The 21,978-nt window shown below is 63.3% G+C and carries 19 protein-coding genes; 12 read left to right on the top strand and 7 right to left on the bottom strand.

The window, feature by feature from the left end; translation table 11 throughout:
• Positions 1-11: 11 nt before the first annotated feature.
• From CPCC7001_RS12680 to CPCC7001_RS12635, 9 genes are all read left to right on the top strand, one after another.
• Positions 12-767, top strand: a complete 756-nt coding sequence (locus CPCC7001_RS12680) for a cytidylyltransferase domain-containing protein (RefSeq protein ID WP_006909329.1) — start codon at positions 12-14, stop codon at positions 765-767.
• On the top strand, positions 764-2,062 hold the full coding sequence (locus tag CPCC7001_RS12675; protein WP_043369124.1) for a DUF6716 putative glycosyltransferase: 1,299 nt from the start codon (positions 764-766) through the stop codon (positions 2,060-2,062). Before CPCC7001_RS12680 ends, CPCC7001_RS12675 begins: the two co-directional genes overlap by 4 nt.
• Positions 2,059-3,120 carry a DUF6716 putative glycosyltransferase gene (locus CPCC7001_RS12670; protein WP_156796792.1) on the top strand — a complete coding sequence of 354 codons (1,062 nt, stop codon included), beginning with the start codon at positions 2,059-2,061 and terminating at the stop codon, positions 3,118-3,120. The genes CPCC7001_RS12675 and CPCC7001_RS12670 overlap by 4 nt, the downstream gene beginning before the upstream one ends.
• The gene (locus CPCC7001_RS12665; RefSeq protein ID WP_006909301.1) at positions 3,117-4,433 is read left to right on the top strand and encodes a DUF6716 putative glycosyltransferase; all 1,317 of its coding nucleotides are present in this window, start codon (positions 3,117-3,119) and stop codon (positions 4,431-4,433) included. The genes CPCC7001_RS12670 and CPCC7001_RS12665 overlap by 4 nt, the downstream gene beginning before the upstream one ends.
• Before the next feature lie 84 nt (positions 4,434-4,517).
• Positions 4,518-6,842 (top strand): N-acetylneuraminate synthase family protein, encoded by a 2,325-nt coding sequence (locus tag CPCC7001_RS12660; protein ID WP_083782649.1) that lies wholly within the window; start codon positions 4,518-4,520, stop codon positions 6,840-6,842.
• Positions 6,842-7,726, top strand: a complete 885-nt coding sequence (locus tag CPCC7001_RS12655; RefSeq protein WP_198006490.1) for a sulfotransferase — start codon at positions 6,842-6,844, stop codon at positions 7,724-7,726. The genes CPCC7001_RS12660 and CPCC7001_RS12655 overlap by 1 nt, the downstream gene beginning before the upstream one ends.
• A gap of 40 nt (positions 7,727-7,766) precedes the next feature.
• A complete protein-coding gene (locus CPCC7001_RS14670; protein WP_006910989.1) occupies positions 7,767-8,882 on the top strand; it encodes a glycosyltransferase 61 family protein in 1,116 nt (371 codons plus the stop codon).
• 13 nt (positions 8,883-8,895) lie between these two features.
• Positions 8,896-9,534, top strand: a complete 639-nt coding sequence (locus CPCC7001_RS14665; RefSeq protein ID WP_006909593.1) for a sulfotransferase family 2 domain-containing protein — start codon at positions 8,896-8,898, stop codon at positions 9,532-9,534.
• Between the two features lie 92 nt (positions 9,535-9,626).
• Positions 9,627-10,358 (top strand): sulfotransferase domain-containing protein, encoded by a 732-nt coding sequence (locus tag CPCC7001_RS12635; RefSeq protein ID WP_083782648.1) that lies wholly within the window; start codon positions 9,627-9,629, stop codon positions 10,356-10,358.
• 111 nt (positions 10,359-10,469) lie between these two features.
• Here the strand turns inward: CPCC7001_RS12635 and CPCC7001_RS12630 are convergent, their stop codons facing one another.
• Positions 10,470-11,714 carry a class I SAM-dependent methyltransferase gene (locus tag CPCC7001_RS12630; protein WP_006909110.1) on the bottom strand — a complete coding sequence of 415 codons (1,245 nt, stop codon included), beginning with the start codon at positions 11,712-11,714 and terminating at the stop codon, positions 10,470-10,472.
• Between the two features lie 11 nt (positions 11,715-11,725).
• Positions 11,726-12,250, bottom strand: coding sequence for a dTDP-4-dehydrorhamnose 3,5-epimerase family protein (locus CPCC7001_RS12625; RefSeq protein WP_225867247.1), 525 nt, complete (start codon positions 12,248-12,250; stop codon positions 11,726-11,728).
• Positions 12,251-12,341: 91 nt separating this feature from the next.
• Here CPCC7001_RS12625 and CPCC7001_RS12620 point away from each other — a divergent pair, with 91 nt between their 5' ends.
• Positions 12,342-13,355: a hypothetical protein gene (locus tag CPCC7001_RS12620; protein WP_043369114.1), complete on the top strand. Its 1,014-nt coding sequence runs from the start codon at positions 12,342-12,344 to the stop codon at positions 13,353-13,355.
• On the opposite strand, the gene CPCC7001_RS14155 is transcribed toward CPCC7001_RS12620, so the two are convergent.
• Genes CPCC7001_RS14155 through rfbF form a run of 3 tightly spaced genes read right to left on the bottom strand, consistent with a single transcriptional unit; the run spans position 13,319 to position 16,185 of the window.
• Positions 13,319-14,317, bottom strand: a complete 999-nt coding sequence (locus tag CPCC7001_RS14155) for a hypothetical protein (RefSeq protein WP_050757145.1) — start codon at positions 14,315-14,317, stop codon at positions 13,319-13,321. The two genes, CPCC7001_RS12620 and CPCC7001_RS14155, sit on opposite strands and share 37 nt — an antisense overlap.
• 3 nt (positions 14,318-14,320) lie before the next feature.
• A complete protein-coding gene (gene rfbG / locus CPCC7001_RS12610) occupies positions 14,321-15,415 on the bottom strand; it encodes a CDP-glucose 4,6-dehydratase (protein ID WP_006911040.1) in 1,095 nt (364 codons plus the stop codon).
• Complete coding sequence (gene rfbF, locus CPCC7001_RS12605; protein WP_006911126.1) at positions 15,412-16,185, bottom strand: glucose-1-phosphate cytidylyltransferase; 774 nt, start codon at positions 16,183-16,185, stop codon at positions 15,412-15,414. Before rfbF ends, rfbG begins: the two co-directional genes overlap by 4 nt.
• Before the next feature lie 88 nt (positions 16,186-16,273).
• Between rfbF and CPCC7001_RS14150 the strand changes: the two genes are divergently transcribed.
• A complete protein-coding gene (locus CPCC7001_RS14150) occupies positions 16,274-17,911 on the top strand; it encodes a glycosyltransferase family 2 protein (RefSeq protein WP_006909519.1) in 1,638 nt (545 codons plus the stop codon).
• Here CPCC7001_RS14150 and CPCC7001_RS12595 read toward each other — a convergent pair.
• Both CPCC7001_RS12595 and CPCC7001_RS15630 read right to left on the bottom strand, forming a co-directional pair.
• Positions 17,868-18,770 (bottom strand): hypothetical protein, encoded by a 903-nt coding sequence (locus tag CPCC7001_RS12595; protein WP_156796791.1) that lies wholly within the window; start codon positions 18,768-18,770, stop codon positions 17,868-17,870. The genes CPCC7001_RS14150 and CPCC7001_RS12595 overlap by 44 nt on opposite strands.
• A gap of 497 nt (positions 18,771-19,267) precedes the next feature.
• Positions 19,268-20,323, bottom strand: a complete 1,056-nt coding sequence (locus tag CPCC7001_RS15630) for a sulfotransferase family protein (protein WP_006910627.1) — start codon at positions 20,321-20,323, stop codon at positions 19,268-19,270.
• A gap of 333 nt (positions 20,324-20,656) precedes the next feature.
• Here CPCC7001_RS15630 and CPCC7001_RS15375 point away from each other — a divergent pair, with 333 nt between their 5' ends.
• Positions 20,657-21,808 carry a hypothetical protein gene (locus tag CPCC7001_RS15375; RefSeq protein WP_006911625.1) on the top strand — a complete coding sequence of 384 codons (1,152 nt, stop codon included), beginning with the start codon at positions 20,657-20,659 and terminating at the stop codon, positions 21,806-21,808.
• Positions 21,809-21,978: the final 170 nt, after the last annotated feature.

Here is a 21,978-nt window from a genome sequence, read left to right as displayed (position 1 = left end):
GGGTCCTGGGGATGGAAGCGGAGATCCAACCTCGTGAGCAGCCTGCCCCAGTCATCGATCCGACCCTTCAGGCCCTGGCCCTGATCCCGGCCCGGGGTGGCTCCAAGGGCATTCCCGGCAAGAATCTGCAGCCCGTGGGGGGGGTCCCCCTGGTGTGCCGCACCATCGCTGCAGCTCTGGCGGCGAACAGCGTCGGCCGCGCCGTTGTGAGCACCGACGACCCCGCCATCGCTGACGCGTCCAGCGCGGCTGGCGCCGAGGTCGTTACCAGGCCCGAGGCCCTCGCCGGCGATGCCGCCTCATCGGAGTCCGCCCTGCTGCACGCGCTCGAACAGCTGGCACAGGACGGGCCACTCCCCCCCCTGTTCGTCTTCCTTCAGTGCACATCGCCCTTCACCACGGGCGCGCAGATCGACGCGGTGGTGAGGCAGCTGCAGACCTCCTCCGCCAACACGGCGATGGCCGTGATCCCCTGGCATGGCTTCCTCTGGAGCCGGGATCCATCCGGCTGGGGCCGCGGGGTGAATCACGACGCCAGCCTCCCCAGGCAGCGGCGCCAGGATCTGGAGCCGTGTTATCTCGAGACCGGCGCCATCTACGCGCTGCGCACCGCCCCCTTCCTGGCAGCACGGAACCGCTTTGTGCCCCCTCTGCTGCCCGTCGAGGTGGACGGACCGGCCCCGGAGATCGACACGCCGCTGGATCTGGCGGTGTGCCGTCAGCTGGCCGGGCTGCTCGATCCCGATCCCGCCGGAGGTGCCGCATGAGCCGGCTCGACGGGAGGCAGATCGCGGCGATCGCCAGCTTCGATTCCTTCGGGAAGACAGCAATGACGATGCTCTCGCAGTGCCGCCGCCAGAACGCCCGAACCACCCTGTACCTCCTGGAGATCCAGGGACGGCGCCTCTCGCGCCGCCAGCTGCTGGAGATTCAGCGCATCGATGCGAGGGTCACGATCGTGCGCCAGGAGTGGCAGGCCCTGCGCCAGATGCGCAGCTCCCTGGCGGAGCTCGATGTGCTGGTGCTCGGACTGGATGGCCAGCGCACCCGGGAAGTGCAGCTGCTGCTGCAGTCGGACATCACGGAGGGCCGCTGGCCGCTCACGGTGAGTGCCTATCCCGGCATCCTCTTCCGCCACCAGATCGAAGGAATGATGGACCGCTCCGGCGTCGACCTCCTCTGCCTGAACTCCCCGGTGGATCTGGAGCTCTACCGGCAGGCCTGCGAGGCCCAGGGGCTCAGTGCCGACAACGCGGTGGTCACAGGGCTCCCCATCCTCTGGAACCTGCATCACGGCCGCCGGGGCCCCGGAGAGAACCCCACCATCGTCTTCTTCGAACAGCCCTCCGTACCGGCCAATCCCCTCCAGCGCCACTACATCTGCAACCGTCTCAACGACCTGGCCAAGCGCTGGCCGGAGCACACCGTGATCTTCAAGCCCCGGACCTCCGGCGTGGAACGCACCCTGCACCGCCGGCACGGGGAGATGGCGAGCCGGATCGAGAAACTGATGCGGAAGTCTCCCAATCTCCAGATCAACTACAAGCCCAGCCTGGCCCTCCTGCGCCAGTGCGGCTGTGCGATCACCGTCTCCTCCACGGCAGCCATGGAATCCATGGCTCTGGGCATCAGCACCCGAATCGTGGCGGATCTGGGTGTGAACGAAACCCTGGGCAACCACTACTTCATGGGGTCCAACACCGTCCGCAGCTTCGAGGCGATCATCGCTGACCCCTTCACGCCGATCCACGATGAAGGCTGGCTCGACCGCCACGGCCGCTGTCAGAACGGCGCTGGCCGTTTCGTCGAAGCCCTGGCCGAACGCCTGGAGCAGGGCAACACAACCAGGGGGGCACTGTCCACCGCCTCCCTGGGGCCACCGGGCTGGGGGGCGGAGGCCTGGCAGGCCTATGCCCTGCGCCACGGGGGCCGCCGGATGCTGAGCAGCGCTGGCAACCGCTCACGCCACAAGACCACCAGCCGCGGCAAAAATGCGGTGCGCTATCTGCGGGATCTGCTGCTGGGCCTGCGCTGGGTGGAGAACTTCGTCCGCGGCCGATGAGAGTCCTGCTGGTGGCGGACACGGCCCTGGCACGGACAGGCTGCATGCACCTCGGGGCCAGCCTGCGTCGGCAGGGGGTCGAGGTGCTCGAGGAGCCGCCCCTCGATCTGGAGGCTCTCGCCACCAGCGATCTGCTGCTGCGGCTCGATGCCGTCGGATTGTTCGTGCGGTCCGACAAGCTGCCCCCGTTCCTGCGCCGCCTCCATCAGGCAGCGGCCCTGCGCGGGATCCCGCCGGTGGCGGTGTTCAGCGGCCCAAGCGCCCCCTTGATGGGGGATGCGCTTGTGGCCGACCTGCTGCCTCGACTGGACGTGGACCTGCTCTGTCTGCACGGACAGCACCAGAGTGAGGACCTGGCCGACCTGCTGCGCACCAGCGGGCATCGGGCCCCGGCTTCGGTGGAACTCGGACTCTGGGGAGTGGGACCGCGCCATCCGGGGACCGATGAGAGCGCCGGGGAGCAACCATCCAGGGACCAACTGCCGCGTCCGAGGCACCTGGTGTTTCTGGAGCAGGCCGACCTGCCACCGGCTCCCGGAGCGCGGGAACGCCTGCTGGAGATGCTGGAGCGTCTCAGCGAGGCCTCCCCCAACTGGGTCGTGACGGTCCAGGCGGATCCGTTCCGAACTGATCCTCCAGACCCGCCACCCCAGGATCCCAGCCTGGCGGACCTGCTGCTGCAACGATCTCGCCCCAGCTCCCTCCGGTTCTCCCCGGCGGAAGCCTGGCGGCCATGCCTGGAGAGGGCAGGGGTCTGCGCCACCATCAGCAGCCCACTGCTGTGGCAGGCTCTGGCCCGCTCCTGCCCGCTGCTCCTGCTGGGCGACTACGGCATCCGCACGGACATGGACGGCCCCCTGCTGTTCGGCTCCGGACTCATGCAGCGCCTCAGCAGCTGCGAGCACCTCGACGCCCTGCTGGACCTCCCCCCCCCCAACCCGGCATGGCTGCATGCACTGGGCTGGAGCATCCAGCCGGATGCCGAGCCGTTGGTGCGATGGCTGGCCGGGCGCCCCAGGGGACCTGCAGGCCGTGATGCCCATGGTGAAGGCCGATGAGCTCCGTCCTTCTGATCGCCGATTCCGACAGCCAGCTGCTGTACTGCGAAGCCCTGGCACGGGAGCACGCGGCCCACGGGGTGAACCTGACGATCAACCTGATTCCCCGTGAGGGAACCCCGGAAGCGGTGAAGCGGCGCATGCATCAGCTGGCCGAGGTGCAGGAGCGGAGCATGGGGGCATTGCTTCAGGATCCCGAGCTCAGCCGCTACAGCGCCATCGGGGTCTTCCTGACGGGCAGCAAGATCGCGGCGTTCCGCAGCGCCTATGTGCGCTCCCGTGAGCAACACCCGGCCCGGCAGGCCCTGCTGTTCTGTGGCTTCAACGGGGTGGTGCTGGAGCGCTTTGAAGAGGGCATCACCTGGCGATTGGGCTATGACCTCATCTGCCTCAACGGTCCCCGCGATGAAACCCGGTTCCATCGGCTGGTGCGTCACACCCCTTACCACAGCCAGCGCTGCGTGATCACCGGCCTGCGCCGGTCCGTGGTGACGGCTCCTCCACCCCCGATGGCGCGGAAGCGCCAGCTGGTCTTCGCCGAACAGGTGGCCATGCCGTCGCGGCTGGAGGAACGGGAGCGCCTGACCGCCCTGCTGGTGGCCGTGGCACGCCGCTTCCCGGATTGGCAGATCGTGATCAAGCCCAGGGTCGCCCCCCATGAGGCCACCTTCCATGAGACCGGGGAGCACATCGCCACCACGCTGGGCCGGATCAGCCAGGCCCGGCCTGCCGGCAACCTCACGGTCTCGTACAGGCCCCTTCCGGAGCTGCTGAGGGAAAGCCGCCTGTTCGCCACCGTCTCCTCCACGGCGTTCTTCGATGCCCTGGACCAGGGCTGCACCCCTCTGATCGTGGCCGACCTGGGCGTGCGCAACGATCTGGGAACGGATTTCTTCGGCGGCTGCGGCCTGTTGACCGAGCTGGAGAGCCTCGACAGTCTCGAGGCTCTGGTGGATCGGTCCGTCTGCCCGGACTGGCTGCACTGGGTGGGCTATGACCCGGCCTTCTCGCCGGCCAACCTGTTCGCAACGCTCCGGACGCTCCAGGACTCCGATCCCAGGCCCTGCCCCCCCGAGCTGCAACAACGGGGCTACGTGGTGAACTCCGCCGACCTGTCCAGCAACCAGCTGCGGCTGAACGCGGAGGAGGCCATCGCCGGCCGCGACTACCAGGAAGCGGCCAAGCTGCTGGAGATGGCCGCCCTGCAACGGCCCGACAACGGCAACATCCGACGCAGGCTCAGGGCGGTGCGCACACGCCATCGCCTGTGGCGCAGGATTCTCCTGCTGGCGAGCCCAAGGTTCAAGCTGTAAGCTGGCCCGGCAAAAGCAGGCCAGTCGTTCAGATTCATACCGAGGCGTTAAGAAATTTGATGCTGTCAAGCAACGGGTAAACGCATGCAGATCGAGCGCAACTTCACCCAGTTCGTTGTCTTCGCTGAAGACACAGTTCTGACAGCCCTTTCAAAGATCACGGCCAACAAGTCTCGCCTGATTTTTGTCGTCTCCGAGAGTGGCATTCTCCAGGGCGTGCTCAGCGATGGCGACTTTCGCCGCTGGGTCGCTGACTGCAGCAGCATCGACCTCAATGCGCCCGTGACGCAGGCGATGAACCCTCGCTGTCGAACGGGGGTGATGGGGATGAGCCCAGCGGAGCTCAGTCCGCTGTTCAGCCCGCAGATTCAGCTGATTCCGCTGCTGGACAACCACGGCCGGATTGCTGCCGTGGCCATGGAGAGGGCGAGAGAATTACGCATTGCCGGGCGGATAATCGGGGAAGGGGCGCCTTGCTTCACGATCGCAGAGATTGGCAATAATCACAATGGCAGTCTGGATCTCGCTCTTCAGCTGATCGATGCGGCTGCAGCAGCAGGGGCTGACTGCGCCAAGTTTCAGATGCGCGAGATGAAAAATCTGTATGTCAATGCTGGCAACAGCAACGACATGGCCTCGGATCTGGGAACCCAGTACACCCTCGATCTACTGGAGCGCTTCCAACTCAGCGACGACGATCTCTTCCGCTGCTTTGACTACACAGCACGCAAGGGGATGGTTCCGATGTGTACACCATGGGACGTCAGCAGTCTCGCGAAGCTGAATCACTGGGGGATGGAGGCGTTCAAGGTCGCCTCAGCCGATTTCACGAACCCTGCGCTGCTCAGTGCCATCGCCGCCACGGGCAAACCCCTGATCTGTTCCACCGGGATGGCCACGGAACTGGAAATCACCAGTGGGATTCGTCATCTTCGCAACCTGGGCGCACCCTTCGCTCTCCTGCACTGCAATTCCACGTACCCCACCCCTTACAAGGATGTGAACCTGCGCTACCTCGCGCGACTGCGCGAGCTGTCCGGAGCTCCGGTGGGGTATTCCGGCCATGAGCGTGGCATCGAAGTTCCGATTGCAGCCGTGGCCCTCGGGGCGGCGGTTGTGGAAAAGCACATCACCCTCGATCCCACCATGGAGGGCAATGACCATAAGGTGAGCCTGCTTCCCGCTGAGTTTCAGCGCATGGTCGAAGCGATCCGCGCCGTGGAGGACTCCATGGGCAGCGACGCTGAGCGGGCCATCAGCCAAGGGGAACTCATGAATCGGGAGATCCTGGCCAAGAGCCTGGTAGCCGCCTGTGCGATTCCAAGGGGCACGGTGATTGAGCCCACCATGGTTCGGGTGCAGAGTCCGGGCCAGGGCCTGCAACCCTACCGGCTCGGTGATCTTCTGGGCAAAGCGTTGAGTTGCGACAAGCGTGCGGGTGATTTTTTCTTTGAATCCGACCTTGGTGATGGTGGAGTGAGGGCACGGCAGTACCAATTCCGCAATCCCTTCGGAGTCCCGGTCAGATACCACGATCTGGCTCTGTTCAGCCAGGCCAGCAATCTGGACCTGGTGGAGATCCACCTCAGCTACAAAGACCTGGAGATTCCCATCGAAACAGCCGTGCCGAGCCCGGTGCCGCTTGGGCTGGTGGTCCACGCCCCGGAGCTCTTCGCCGGGGACCACACCCTCGATCTCTGCAGTCCGGAGGCCAGCTACCGGGAACACTCGATTCAGGAACTCCAGCGTGTGATCAACATTGCCCGACAGCTCAAGGAACGGTTCACATGCCCCAACGATGTGCTCCTGGTCACCAATGTCGGCGGATTTTCAGCACATCACCATCTCCGCCATGACGAACGGGACACCATGCTGAACGCGCTTGTCGACAGTCTTGCGCAACTCTCCAGCGACGGGGTTGAAATCATTCCCCAGACCATGCCGCCCTTCCCCTGGCATTTTGGAGGGCAACGCTTCCACAACCTGTTTGTTGACCCGGATTTCATTGAGTCCTTCTGTGTGGAGCATGGCTACAGAGTCTGCCTGGATGCCTCCCACTCCAAATTGGCCTGCAATCATCTTGGCCAGTCGTTCCATGGTTTTCTGGAGCGCATTCTGCCGCTGACGGCCCACCTGCATCTGGCCGATGCCCGTGGGGTTGACGGGGAAGGGCTACAGATTGATGAGGGTGATATTGACTGGCCGATGCTGTTTGCGATGTTGCAGCGTTACGCCCCGCAAGCATCCTTCATCCCGGAAATCTGGCAAGGCCATAAGAATCAAGGTGAAGGAGCCTGGCGAGCTCTCGAGCGGCTGGAAACTCACGACCGAGCCAGTGCAGGGTCGCGACCAACGGTTGAAGGAGCCGCGGCCACCAATCCCACAATCCCAACATCAGTAGGAGCATGATGTCCCTGTCTCTGCTCTTGCCCGGAAAGCCAGACTTCAACCTCAGCATCGATCCTGATCCGAGCATGCGCCCTGTGTTCGATGCCATCGAGCGGGGCTTGGCTGGTGCTGATCGTGACGCAGTCCGCGCGATTCCAACGTCCTCACTTCCGGACTTCATCGTGGTGGGTGCTGCCAAGTCTGCCACCACGACGCTGACCAGAGTCCTGGGCAGGCACCCTGACATCTTCATGTCCAAGCCGAAGGAACCGAAGTTCTTTGGGCGCCACTACGACAAGGGTTGGAGTTGGTATGCCAATCATTTCAGCGATGGGGGCCATGCCAAGGTGCGCGGGGAGGGAAGCACGATGTACACCAGCCCCTTGCCAGGCTTTCAACATACTGCTGCGCTGATCAGCACCTATCTGCCCAACGCCAAGATCATTTATATGGCCAGGCATCCTTTGGACAGGATTGTGTCTCACTGGCGGCATATCAAAGGCAAGCATCCCGATACCAGCGATTTCAATCGTCTGCTGAAGACGTCGAGGTTGAAGCGATTATTGATCGGCTGCTCCCTCTACTACGAACGGGTCAACCAGTTCCGTGCTCATTTCTCCGACGATCGGATTCTCTGCCTGACCTTTGAGGATTTCCTGGGCTCGCCGAGCGTCTCATTGGAACGTGTTCTTGCCTTTCTGGGGGTGGACGGACCTGTGGAACCCTTGTTGAACGACGGCGTCCGCTTACCGATGGTGAACGAAGCCGGACAGCAAGGCCGGCGGTACGTGGACAAGCCCCGCTGGCCGCTGTTGATGAAATGGAAAATCAGCCGACTCCTGCGGGACGACGCCAGACAATTCCTGAACTACATCGGCAAGCCAGCGGACTACTGGAAATTATGATCAGGCGTCCAGCCCACCGGCGTTCCCCCACTGCAGAAGCATGCCACTCGCCTTCAACCTGATCCGCGAGGCCAAGAAGCGGCACCCGTCCTGGTGGGGAAAAGCAAAGGTCGCTGAAAGGGCGACAGTCGTTGTCGAGAGTGATGCGTTCGTACTGGACATCAGCCGGCATCAGCACTATCAGAAACGCTGGTGGCTCAACATGAGCCATGGTGTTGTCGACCGACACGGACAACTTGTTACTGCTCTCAACGACAAGCGTGGAGAGCGGCACTTTTACTACCCACAAGAAGATCGCCTTTCAGAAATCAAGCAGGGACGAGGCATCGGGGCCGAACCGATTGAAAAAGACTTTGTACTCTATGGCGGCACTCTCTTTGACCACTTTGGTCATCTCCTGCTGGATCTCACCCGAACCTATCAGATGCTTCGGCTATTCCGCGATCACGATTCTCCCATCTGGTTTCATTATCATCGGCTTCGCAAAGGCGGAACTCTTGCAGATCGCACGCTGATCACGGCATGGCTGGACTGCCTTGGCATCCGTCAACGGGCGCGCCTGGTCAGGAGACCGATCCGCGCCAGAACTCTGGTGTCCAGCAGCGTTCTCTATCGAGACCGATGCTTCGTCACCGAGGACTTTCATGATGCCTGCCTTGCTGCCCTCCGCCCGGAACTGCGCGATGGCCTGAAGAACACCACGCGGAAGCAAAAGATCGCCTACCTCTCTCGACACAAACTCAGCACGGGCACCACCAGATTCATTGGCGAAACCGAGGTTGTCAATCGCCTCAGCAAAATCGCCACAGTGGATGTGATATGCCCTGAAGAGCTTACCTTTGAACAGAAACTGGCCCTCTACCGCCAATACGACTGGGTCGTAGGTTTTCCGCAGGCCTGCATGAATCTCAAGGCTTTTGTTCCCTCCTCAGCGGGGCATCCTGTGGCCCGACAGGTCATGTTTCTCGCAGGCCCCAAAACCCTGAGCACGAATTGGGTGAACATTGATGCCGCCTGTGGCTTCAATGACTATTACGTTGACTGCCACCCGACGGACACCACGCGACAAAGAGCCGATGAGGGCTTTCAACGCAGCAACTCGTTTGGCATTGACAAGGTTGTTAACAGCATCGACATGATTGCGCGAGAAGGCTAGCTCCCGTGAGGCCATGATTTCCCATGATCATCGATGCATCTTCATCCACATACCTCGAACAGCGGGCACAAGCATTGAGGAGTGGCTAAATCCAACTCCTCAATGGATTCTGGCGCCAGAGCAAAAACATCTAAGCAGCATTCAGGCCAAGATTCTCTACAAGGACTACTGGGATTATTATTTCAAATTCTCAATCGTTCGCAACCCCTACACTCGCTCGGTATCTCTGCTGTCCAGTTTCAGCAGCTTCTATGGAGTGGGACTCAAGAATAACAGCATCTACTTCGGGCGCTACAAGAAAAGATTTGGAAGCCCGATCACCCTTGAGCACGATCTCCGTTACTACAACTACGGGGAACTGCTTGGTCTTGAGCCACAGTGCTCCCGCCCCTACACCCCAAACAGCGTCTACAACAACATTCTCACTGAGGAGCTGGATCGGATTTACAAATTCGAGGAGCTGGACTCCGCCATCAAGGACCTAGCCTATGTGCTCGGCATCAAGACTCCACGGCCGCTGCCGCACCGTGTGCCCGCCAGCAAAGCCACCGACGATCTTGTCTTCAGAAATCCTCGCACAATTAAACGGATCAACAAACTGTACGCCAACGACTTCGTCAGCTTTGGCTATCAGAAATTGCAGCCAGTCTGACATCGGACGCTGGCCATCCCCGTATGAACCAACGTCAAACAGCATCGCGCTGATACGCTAGAATCGACCATTGACCTTGTCGCACTTAATCCATGCTGGTCGTTGTCTGCGGCATGCACCGTTCAGGATCGACACTTGTGGCCCAATTGGCTAAAGGCCTCCTGAGTGGCACGACCCCCTTGAGCGTGAGCAACAACGGCCTTGGAAGTTCCGTGGAAGAAATGCACGCCAGAGCCAAGGATCCCGATCACACCTGGCTGGCCAAGGTTCATATTCCCCGTCGGGTGCTGAGGCGAGCCCTCCCTGATGAGGGCACTCGCTACCTCTACACCTACCGCGATGTCCGCGATGCCCTGGCCTCTGCCTGGCGCAAGAATCGCTTTCTGTTTGGCAGCGACGAACGAGGGCCAGCCATTGCGTCCCAGTTTGTTCGTGAGGAAATTGATATCGGAGCTGTTTTCGAGGACCGGCGACACTGCTGGATCGGTCGTTATGAAACGATCGTGAAAGACCTTCCTGGGCTGGTGACTGATCTCGCCGCCTTCCTGGGTGTGTCCCTTACCCCTGAGAAGCTTCAAGAGCTGGTGACGGAGGCTGCCCCCGACAAACAGCGCCAACGCTCTCTGAAAGTGAGCAGTGGCGACCGTTCCGTGCGGCTGGAGACCTTCATCACCACCAACCACATCACCGACGGGCGATCAGGAGCCTGGAAGGAAACACTCTCGGTTGAGGAGGCCATTGCCGCAGAGCATGCCGGCCGCCACTGGCTGGTGGCCAAGGACTACCCACTGTGTTTTCGCAAAGCGATGTATCCGGCTCAGTAGCTTCCTGAACTCCATCGCAGCCTGGCGTCGGTGGACATCTCGGTGGACATCCGACTCCATCAACGAGTCTGATGGACCCCAGTCTGGAGCTACAGAAGGAGCCAACAGAAATCAGATCCGCTCAAGTCCAGGAATCGCACGGTAAAAGGTCATAGCTGGCTGGTCGCGAAACGCTGACTTCACCTCCTCGGCAAGATTCCAGGGCAGAACGAGAACCTCCTGGGGCTGGAGAGAAAGCCATTCCTCCGGACTGATGACAGGGATGTGGCTGGCCGGCAGAAAGCGACCGATCTTGCTGGCAGCCTTGTCCGCCACGACGGGCAGGAGATCCCTGGACACGCCTGCATAGTTCAGCAGCGTGTTGCCCTTGGCGGCGGCCCCGTAGCCCATCACCCAGGCTCCCCGCTCGCGGGCATTCAGCAGAAAGCGCAGCAGGCCATGCTTGGCGGCTTCGGCGCGCTGCTGAAAACCGGCATAAGCCTGGAGGGACGTCAGTCCCGCAGCCGACTCTGCGCCCAGGATCGCCGCAAGGCGATCCTGGGCAGCGGCATCGCTCTCAAGCCCGGCATCGCAGCGTGCCAGCCAGACGCGAAGGCTGCCGCCGTGGGTGGGGAGACGTTCCACATCCACGAGCTTGAGGCCGGCGTGACCGGCCATGCGCTGCAGAACAGCCAGGCTGATGTAGCTGTAGTGCTCGTGATAAATGGTGTCGAACTGGTTGCCCTGAAGCAACTCCAGCAGATGGGGGAATTCAATGGAAACCTGGCCGGCAGGCTTGAGCAGGATGGCCATGCCTGCCAGGAAATCGTTGATGTCCGGAACGTGGGCCAGCACGTTGTTGGCCACGATCAAATCGGCAGCCTGCCGCCCATCCACCAGCTCTTCGGCCAGAGCCACCCCGAAGAAACGCTCGATCGTGTCGATGCCCTTGGTCCGCGCCACGGCTGCCGTGGCGGCCGTCGGCTCGATGCCCAGGCAGGGAATGCCCCGCTCCCGCACATACTGCAACAGGTAGCCGTCGTTGCTGGCCAGCTCCACCACGAAGCTGTCCGCACCGAGACCGAGACGCTCACACGCCGCGCCCACGTAGCGCCTCGCATGGTCGCACCAGCTGCTGGAGGTGCTGGAGAAATAGGCGTAGTCGGCGGTGAACAACTGGTCGGCAGCGGCGTGGGCCGGCAGCTGCACCAGCCAGCACGCGGTGCAGACATACACCTTCAGGGGATAGGTGATCTCCGGCAGCGACAGCTGCTCTGCCGTGAGATAGGCATTGCTGGGCGGTTGATGGCCCAGGTCGATCACCTCCTGCTCCAGGGGACTCTGGCAATGGCGACAGCAGGGAGAGGACACGGCCATGGGGGGAGGGGTCACAGGGCAGCCAGCAACGGAAGCTGCTGATCGCGCTGGCTGAGATCGAGCGCTGGCAGGGGCCAGGCGATGGCAAGTTCCGGATCATTCCACACCACCCCGACCTGGTCGCCCGGGCGGTAAGGAGCGGAGTGGACGTAGAGCAGCTCGCTGCCGGCTTCCAGCACCTGAAAGCCGTGCAGGACACCCTCGGGGATCAGCCAGGCATTGCCGGCCTCGGGGGTCAACTCCAGAGACCGCCACTGGCCCCGGGTGCTAGAGCCAGGCCGGACGTCGACGGCGACATCGAACACGCGACCACGCAGGCATCGCACCAGCTTGGCCTCAGGGGTGGGGCCCTGCTGACCGTGCAGGCCACGGATCGCCCCGACCCGTTCGGTGCGGCTGACGTTGATCTGATGGACGGCCCGATGCCCCCACCAGGCGTGCATCTCCTCGAGGCGGAAGGCATTGAGAAAGCTGCCGCGCCCATCGGTGAAGGCCGTGGAGCGAAGCTCCACCAGGCCCGCAAGGGGAGTGGCCACGGCCTGGATCACCACATCGGACCTGGCAGAACGGCAGCGTCAGCCTGACAGAAGCGCCCACCCGTAGGCTGCTGCGACCTCAGGTACGGATGTGGCGCAACCCTTCGCAGAGCAGCGCGAACTGGTGATCCACACTGGCCTGGACCCCACGTTGATCAGCGAGCTGGCGCTGGAGGCGTCCTTGAACCGGAAGCAGCTGCGGAAGCGGGGCATCAGTCTCCATCCCGGTGCGGCCCTGGTTCCAGCTGTGCTTCGCAACAACTGGCAAGCCTGGCGCCAGCACGAACGCCTGCGGCTCTGGAAACCCTGGCGCCGGGACGATCATCTCTGGGCTGTGGCACCCAGCCTGGTGAATCCGCTGCTGCAGGAGCGGAGGCTAAGCCGCCTTCAGCACCAGGTGGGCGCCATGGGATTCCGCCTGGCGGTGGTGGTGCACCTGCTGGACGGACGCGAGCAACTCGCCCGCGACTACGTCCGCGCGCTGACCGCCCTGCGCTTCTGCGGCTCACTGGACGACTACGTGGCCCGCCAGCTCGAGCGCCATCCGCAGCGCTATCTGGTGGATCGGCTGTTCGAGCCGCTGCTGGAGTGGCTGGGGGCTCGGGGGCTTCGCTTCGTGCTCCACAGCGCGGCACCCGCCGATCGCCTGGCCACCACGTGGGGAACCCTCGACCATCTCGGCGGTGCGGGCCCCTTGGACAGCACCACACCACCAATCATGGCGCCCGAGACAGCCCGGACCTGGGCAGCTCCGGTCCCGTTGACGGCCGGACTCTCCCTGCATCAGGTGAAGGTCGCCCAGGAGTTGCTCCAGGGCCTCGGCCATCCCCCCCGCGGCCGGCAGCGGGAGCAGCTGCGCAAGAGCCTGGAGGCACGGGTGGCTGCAGCCGCCAGCGATGAACCACCGGTGCACAGCTGGGCGGTGGCCCTCGGCGCGGGGGCCGCTCCCGCTGGCGTCAGCTTGGCCCAGGACAGGCTGGGCCTCAAGGTGTGGGGGATGGGTTGGCCCGCCACGGCGTCCTCCCTGGCCCTGGCCGACTCCATGGCCCTCACCCCGCGTCGACGCCGTCAGGCGATGCGCAGATCGAGAAGGCGTTCGGGGTAGGCCAGCATCAGGGCCCGCTGCAGGCGCGAATTGCGCCATGGCCGGATCTTGCGCAGATAGCGGCCCTTGCGATCTTCGATCAGCACGTTGGTCACCGTGTCCAACCCCCAGCCGTGGCCTGGATCGAAGGGCCAGAAGCTGTACACCGTTTCAGCATGGGCGGAGAGCGCCACCACGCCCTGCATGAAGGTGCCGCGGCCGGCCACGAAGTGGCGGCCGCGCACCAGAAAGGCGATGTCCCGCTCCAGGCCCCAGCTGTGCAGGCTCACGCCGATGCCGAGCTGTTCGCAGCGGCGCTTGAGCGCCAGCACCACCGGATTGCCGAAGTCCTCGAACACCACGTGCACGTGAGACCAGGCCCGCTGCTGCAGCACCAGGCTGTAGAAGGCCAGCGGCGGCTGGTAGTACCCAGGGTGGGGATGCCGGTCAAAGATGTCCCCGCAGCGGATGTGCACCACGAGGTGGTCATCCGGCAGGGGGGCGCCGTCGAGGGCGAGGTGCATGGCTGGACGCAGCTGCTGGAGCAGGGTGCGGAAACCCGGCATCGGATGGGCCAGCGCGCCGAGGGTATGGCAATAGAAGAAACGGCCCTCCAGGCGGGTGTGGCTGGCTGGGAAGTGGTCGGTGCCGTTGATCACCTGCAGCCCATCCCCCAGCCGGGTGGTGCCCCGGCGCAGATACCAGGCATCCGGCACCTCGAGAACACCCGCACCGAGCCGGCGCGCCAGGTGGGACGCATGGCAGAGCTGGGCCAGGCTGTTGGAGAACCGCTCCAGCCGATGGATCCGCAGGGCATCCACCCGGCCATCGAACCCCTCCGGAACGGCGCCGGCTCCCAGATGCACGCCGTAGGGATCATTGCGCTTGCGGTGGGCCGTGGGGGCGGGGATGCGATGCCCGCGCATCAGGTTGAGATCGATCTGATGGCGTTCGGCAAAGACGGCCTGGACATGGTCATTCATGGTTCAGCCCGCTCGGTACGCCTCCAGGTCGGCCTGGCAACAGGCCAGGGGGGAGGCCCCTTCATACACCTGCCTGTACCAGCAGGCGGTGCGGGCCACCGTGGCGGCAAAACCCCAGCGGGGATGCCAACCCAGCCGGCCGACAGCCTTGTCGATGGCCAGGTGCAGCAGGCCGGCCTCATGGGGATGGGCCGGATCGCTGGCATCCACCCAATGCCCCGGCCAGTGGCGATGCAGCGCGTCCACCAGCTCAGCGACTCGGCGGTTCGACTCGAGGGCAGGTCCGAAATTCCAGGCTTCGGCGAACGTGTCCGGATCCCGGTGCAGCGCCTCCGCCAGCATGAGGTAGCCGCCGAGGGGCTCCAGCACGTGCTGCCAGGGACGTGTCGCCTCGGGACTGCGCAGGGGAAGGGCGGTGGACGCCGCACAGGCCCGCATTGCGTCGGGCACCACCCGGTGGTCAGCCCAGTCGCCACCTCCGATCACATTGCCGGCCCGGGCGGTGGCGATGGCCAGCTGGCTCACCTGATGGGGCCCGTGGCCACAGAAGCTCCGGCGCCAGGAGGCGATGGCGAGCTCCGCTCCCGCCTTGCTGGCGCTGTAGGGGTCATGGCCGCCGAGGCGATCGGTCTCCCGGTAGCCATGCACCCATTCCCGGTTCTCGTACACCTTGTCGGTGGTGACCATCACCACGGCACAGGGATGCTGCAGGTGCTTCAGGGCTTCCAGCAGATGGAGGGAGCCGATGGTGTTGGTGGCCCAGGTGCCGACTGGATCCGCGTAGCCGCGCCGCACGAGCGCCTGGGCCGCCAGGTGGAGCACCACCTCGGGCTGGGCCGCCTGCACTGCTGCTCCCACGGCCGCCGCGTCACGCACATCCACCAGCCGTGAGATCAGTCGACGGGGGAACCGCTCCTCAAGAGCCAGCGACTTGTAAAGACTCTCATCGCCCTCAGGAGGCAGGGCCAGCCCGTGCACCTGAGCACCGAGCTGGAGCAGCCACAGGCTGAGCCAGGCGCCCTTGAAGCCCGTATGGCCGGTGAGCAGCACCCGCCGGCCAGCCCAGAAACCGGGGTCGATCCCCAGGGGATCCGTCATGGCCAGTGCTTCCAGGGGGCCCGGCCCCCGTCCCAGAGGGCCTCGAGCCGGTTGCGTTCCCGCAGGGTGTCCATCGGCTGCCAGAAGCCGCTGTGGCGAAAGGCCGAGAGCTGGCCCTGGCTCGCCAACCGGGGCAGGACATCCGCTTCGAAGACGCTGGCGTCATCGGCGATCAGATCGCAGACGGACGGCTCCAGAACGAAGAAGCCGCCGTTGATCCAGGCGTTGTCGCCATCGGGCTTCTCCTGGAACTGCACCACCCGGTCTTCCTCCAGATGAAGCGCCCCGTAGCGGCCGGGCGGCTGGACGGCCGTGAGCGTGGCCTGCAGGCCGTGGCCAGTGTGATGGCGCACCAGGGCCGCCACATCGACATCGGCCAGACCATCGCCATAGGTGAAGCAGAAGCTCCCTTCACCGAGATAGGGACGCACCCGAGCCAGCCGGCCTCCGGTCTGGGTGCTCTCACCGGTATCGACCAGCGTCACTTTCCACGGTTCGGTCTTCTGATGGTGCACTTCCATCCGGTTGCCCTCATCCATATGGAAGGTGACATCACTGGTATGGAGGAAATAATTGGCAAAGTATTCCTTGATCATGTAGCCCTTGTAGCCACAACACACCACAAAGTCGTTGATGCCGAAGGAGCTGTAGATCTTGAGGATGTGCCACAGAATCGGTCTGCCGCCCACCTCCACCATCGGCTTGGGACGAAGCTGGGTTTCCTCGGAGAGACGGGTGCCAAGACCGCCTGCCAGGATGACAGCTTTCATGGGGCGGCACCGGGGCGGCCACACCCTACCGAGCGGCCACTCCCTACAGAGCTGCCACTCCCTACAGAGCCTTAGTACCGGCACCACCATGTCCGTGACAGGCCCCCGACCGGAAACCCGCAACGTCCCGGATCTCGCCTGGTTGCCGTCCCCCAACCGCCGGCTGGTCGCAGCGGCCCATCGGATCGCCACTGGCCGCCCCATCCAGGGGCTGCATCAGCTGATCCGGGTGGCCAACGCTTCAGCCGGACTGCGCTCGTACTGCACGCACCTCGCCCGTCAGGCCCTGCTGGAAATCCGCGAGAGCGCCATCGCCCCGCCCCTGCTGCGGAGCCCACAGCCTCCTCACCAGACACCCGAAGCCCTTCTGAGCTGGGTGGTGGCCCATCCCGCCCGACTGGTCGAACTCACGGAGGCCAGTCCCGCGGCCCTGCGACTCGGACTGCTGTACCAACAGATCTGGGACGCCACCGTCTGGCTCAGCCTGAGTCCTGACGCCCATGAAGCCTGCCAGGAAGAGGCGCTGCATTGCCTCGATGGGTTGCGCGTGGAGCTCGCCGGCCATCCGCCCACACCGTTGAATCCCCGCCAGCCTCCCCAGGCCCGGCTGGAGCGGACCATCCGGCTGAGGCTCGGGCTGGAGCAGCTGCTCGCCTGGCACCCCTGGCCCTGGCTGCCCCGCCTGGTCGACGCCACGGCTCCTGCCAACGCCGCCGCGGGCCCGATGGCCTCCAGGGATCTGCCACGACACTGGCTGGAGGCACGCCGGATCACCCACGGGCATCTTCTGGAGGAACGCCGGCGGATCAACTGGGAGCAGGAGCGGCGGCGGAACCGTCAGGCGGGGTTGGTCAGTGTGGTGATCCCGGTGTGGGGTGCCGGCCGGGAACTGGCGGCTTGCCTGGAGAGCCTGCGGCACATGGAGGGCCGTGATCGCCTGGAGATTCTGCTGGTGGACAATGGCAACACCGATGCCACCACCTGCGCCGTGCTGGCGGAAGCCCCCCGGCAGGATCCGCGGGTCCAGGTGCTGCGCCAGAGCCGCAATTTCGGCTTTGCGCTGGGATCCAATCTCGGTTTCGCAGCCAGCCGGGGACAATGGGTGCTGTTCCTCAACAGTGATGCCCGCCTGGAGGGGGATGCTCTGTCCCCGCTGCTGCAGGCCCTGAAGGATCGTCGCTGTCGGGCGGTGCAGCCGGCACTGCTCACACCCACTGGGGACGTGCAGTGCCTGGGCATTGTGTTCGGCTCCGCCAGCCCCCTGGGCATCGCCCTGCATGCGGGTTCTGCACCGGATGCGGCTCTGCTGAGGCCGCGGCGGGTGCCAGCCGTGACGGCAGCCTGCGTGCTGCTGCGGGCCGACGAGTTCGCGGCCGTGGAGGGATTCGACGTGGGCTATCTCAACGGCCAGGAAGACACGGATCTCTGTCTTCGGCTGCAGGAGCGCTTCGGGGGCACCTGCCTGGTGGTGGGGCAAGCCACGGCCATCCATCCGGAGGGCTCCAGTCCCGGGAGGTACCGCTTCATCGAGGCCAATCGCAGCCGCCTGATTGCCCGTTGGCCCCATCCGCCGCAAGGGTGGCTCGAACGCACGGCCCGGCAGGATGGATTGGCCCTGGTGGGCTTTCTGAACCAGGACCGTCCGGGTCGCCCGGCATGGCTGCGATCACCGCGGCCGGTGTTCAGGCCCCACGGGTGCGGGACAGCTGGCGCAGGAGAGCGCTGATCACCCCCAGCGCCGCGCCCTGCATCGCGCCCTGGCTGCGGGAGTGCTGCACGGCCTGCTCGAGGGTGGACTGGATCATCTGCTGGTTGGCCTGGAGATCGGCATGGCGGAGCTGGGCTTCAGCAAGCTCCTGCTCCAGCCGCTTCACCTCGACCTGGCTGAGCTCAAGATCGTCCAGGGCGGCCTGCATCTGATGAAGCTGGTCGCTGAGCTGTTGGCGGATCCAGGCCGCGTCGATCAACTCGGCACGGGCCGCCCCAAGCTCGCCACCAAGCAGCCGCAGGTCTGCATCCGCACGAGCCGATGCATGGCGCTGAGCGAGCAGCCGTTCCAAGCCGGCCGCCTGACGCAGGCGCTCCGGATAGTGGCGATCCGGATTACGACCTTCGGCGGAAGCCGCCAGGGGGTGCGCCTCAAGGGCCAGGTAGGCCGCCAGGATGGCCGGATCGGCCTCCAGCAGATCCAGCGTGAGGCGTGCATCGAAAGGCTCGGGCCTCGGCTGAAACCAGAGATCGGGGCACTGTTCCGCCGCCCCTTCGACTGGTTCGCCCTGAATCAGCGGCTGGAGCCTGTCCACACTCCAGCCGATCAGGCGCGGCGCCGAGGAGAGGGCCAGATTCACGAGCCGAACTTCAGCACCAAAACCGCCCGCTGCAACAGCTTCCAGCTGGGCAAGCAGCCGGTGATAGGAGCCGGCCAGCCCTCCACCTGCCTCCTGCAGCCACTCAGGGGTGAGGGCCTGGTCCGGTGGCGGGTAGAGCACCAGGAGGGGAGCTTCCGTAGCGACGCCGAAGTCCCAGTCGGGCAAGAGCTGGATGGGGATCGCGGCGTCCTGGAAGGCCTCTTGGAGCCGCTGCACCACTGGAGCCAGCACAGGTCCGCTGGAACCGGGGGGCGTGGCGATCCGGACTGCACTCACGCTGAACTCACGGAGATTCCATAGGGATCGTGCCATCTTGGTCGCCCGACCCATCGACACTGATCCCCATGGGGAAGCAGCAGGAGCGCAGCAGGCTTGAACCGTCAACGAACATCGGGATCACGGACCATGACGTCAGCGACGTGGCCACGTTGCGGCAGAGGACGCAGAGCTGCTGCAGTACGCCGGGCTGCCAGCGCCGATTCTTGACTCCGGCGGTGAAACCCTCCTCAACCTGAGAACAGACTCCAACTGCCGCATGAAGTTGATTGAACTGATCGCGGTGGAGACGAAGGTTGACACATCAGTCAACTTCACGGCAAAGCCAGCAACGGGGTTGTCGTGCACAGCGCCGACAGAATGGGCAGGGCCACCATTCTGTGACATGAGATAACCCAGACTGCAGTCTGCAACTGATGGAAGTGAACGGAGAGAGCCTAGGCCTCTGAGCCCCGCCGAGAAAGGGAACGGCTCTGGAGTTGTTCCCGTTGGAGGCGGTCCTGGGCCGTGTTGGAGCGGGGGAAGGGAACGTCCGGAATGGAGTGACCGAGAAAAGGGCATAACTTCTCCCAGCCATCGCCGGCCGTGAGATCCAGCACCAACAGATCGGACGGTCGGTCGTGGAAGTACTCAAGAACCTCTTGGTTGTGCTGGTTGAAGCGATCGCGATAGATGTCCTCATGACCCAATGGAGAGCCAACCCCATAGATCAACTGCCGCATCTGTGACGACTTTGCGCCAAAGTGTTTGAGCTGGCTGCGCAGCCATTCATCGGGAGAACGAACCGTAAGAATGAATTTACTGCCAGGATACCGAGCATCGAGATCCTTGAAGAAGATGGGCCAGGGATTATCTTGAAAAGCATTGTAGCGTGGAACAAGCTCACAGCAGCTGGCGAAAAGTTCTTCCAGCGAGCGCGCTCTGCTGAGGCGCCTACGCCCGATCACGCGATACCCCAGGTATTCAAGAGCGCGCTCCAGGCTTGTGGTGCCGGTCTTGTGAAACCCAATGCAGAACACTTTCGTTCTCGCCCGTTCGCGACGCTGGCGCCTCAAGCGTCTGGTCGCGAGGTCTGACCCAGGGGATGGCGAAACTTGCGGTTCAGGAAGCTGCAGGAAACGTTTGAGTGCAACCCTGCCCTCCTGACTGGGGAGCTGCACCGTCAGCAACCGCTCAGGCTGATCAGCAAAAAAGGCTTCGACCTCCTGACCCAGGGCCACCAGGCCTTCACTGGTGTCCCTTTCGGATCCTGCATGACCCATGGCCGATTCCAACGGTCGGGGCACGAGGAGGATGAAACGGCTGGTGGGGAAGCGATGCGCGAGGTCGCGGTACCGCTCGATCAGCCCGGCTCCCATGAACACGGTGTGACCGGATGCCCGCTCCGAATCCGGCGAAGCCTCGGTGACGGCTAGGCCGAGTCCTTTGAGGACGCGGCGACAGATCTTCTGGCCCTGTGGGGAGGGCCTGAGGACGAAGACAAGAGGGGCCATGGGGTGATCATCGCATCTTCAAGGAGGGGAACCAAGAGAGGAGAGCACCAAGGCAGAGCCTGGACAGTATGGCTAGAGAAAGCCCTGCCAATTGATCACTCATGACTGGGGCAATAGGCCTATGTCCTGGACAAACTCGTGGAACAGGACCACCATGCGAGAACCCAGGAGAACAGCGAAGCCTCAGCGACGAGAGGCAAAAGATTAGACCGCATGATAAACTACCGCCGATTCAATCAATAGAATATTCAAAGTCACGGCCATGGTGGCGTCAAGTCACTCGCCTTAATTCCCACCTCCCAAGCCCAAGGAAACCTTTCAGCAGTCGCCAGCATGCCCGGCAGTCGTCAAGCCATCGTCCACATTGGAGCCCCTAAAGCTGGTTCAACCGCAATCCAGTCTTTCCTCAAAGCCAACTACCAGCACTGGCAGCAGTTTGGGATTCTTGCCGCAGGAATGACTGGAGCCAAGTCTGGCCTGAATCACCGCAGTCTCTATTTCGCCTTTCACAACGGCAACATCAGCAGGGTGGATCGCCTGCGATTCAGATCAGAGGCTGACTATGCAGAGCATCGCGCCCTTCAGAAGCAGTTGATCGCGGAAGAACTTGAAGTTCATCAAGCCTGCAAGACGCTGGTATTCAGCGACGAATATCTCACGCGTCTTGATCGTTCTAGCATAGCGGAACTTCGAGAGTTTCTTGAATCCCATGGCGTGGGAAAAGTATGCATCCTGGCCTACGTGCGCGAGCCTGGATCCCTGTTCCTCTCCAGCGCTCAGCAGTCCATCAAGGCCCACCATGAGCTGCCCTCCCCGATCGGCTGGAAGCATGAGTTTTCAGGCGTTCTGAGAGCCTGGAAATCGGTGTTCCCAGAGGGCACACGCTTCACCGCCTTTGAGCGAGAATCGCTGAAATCCAGTTCAGTGGTCGACGACTTTGTTGGCGTGGTTCAAACGCATGCATCGGGAGTGGATCTTGCACAGGTTTCCTTGCCCACCAGTGGTGCTCAGAACCAGTCACTCACGGCTGAGGGGATGGCGATGCTGCTGACCTATAGGCGAATGTTCCACAGAGATCTCGCCCACACGTTCACGCCTGACACACGGCAATTGATTCTCGCGCTTCAGGAATGCGCCGCAAGCGGTGACTTCGAGCCAGCCAGACTCAAGCATGAGTGGAGAGACTATCTGAGCTCAACCCATGCCCAGGAGTTGCTGACCCTGCAAACGGAGTTCGGTATCAGCTATGCCGGCATCAACTATGACCATCTGTATGCCCTGGAGAATGGAACTCCGCCAGCTCCACCTGCTGTCCCAGAAAGTGACCTTCCGGATGGCCTTCGCGAAGTGTCCAACCTGGTCGAAGCTGTATCCCCCGATGCCTACGCCAGAATTGCGCTCATGGTGATTCACAAGATGGCGCGAAAAGCTTCCGAAAACAGCAGATTAAAGCGCCAACTCAAAGAGCTTGGCGCTGCCACCTAAACTTCCGCACAAGAAGAATATTTCGGAACCAAGCACTGAAAGAAGAAGTGAACATCCACTCATCTGAGGTTCGCCACCCAACCCACGAGATGAGAACGAAGACCACGATCCATCCTGAGCAAATCGTTGTTCCACACTGAGAGGAAGCAGGGTAAAAGGGTAAACTTTGT

It is taken from the genome of Cyanobium sp. PCC 7001, assembly GCF_000155635.1.
Classification (GTDB): Bacteria; Cyanobacteriota; Cyanobacteriia; order PCC-6307; family Cyanobiaceae; genus NIES-981.
This window is presented reverse-complemented; position numbering and strand designations above follow the sequence as displayed.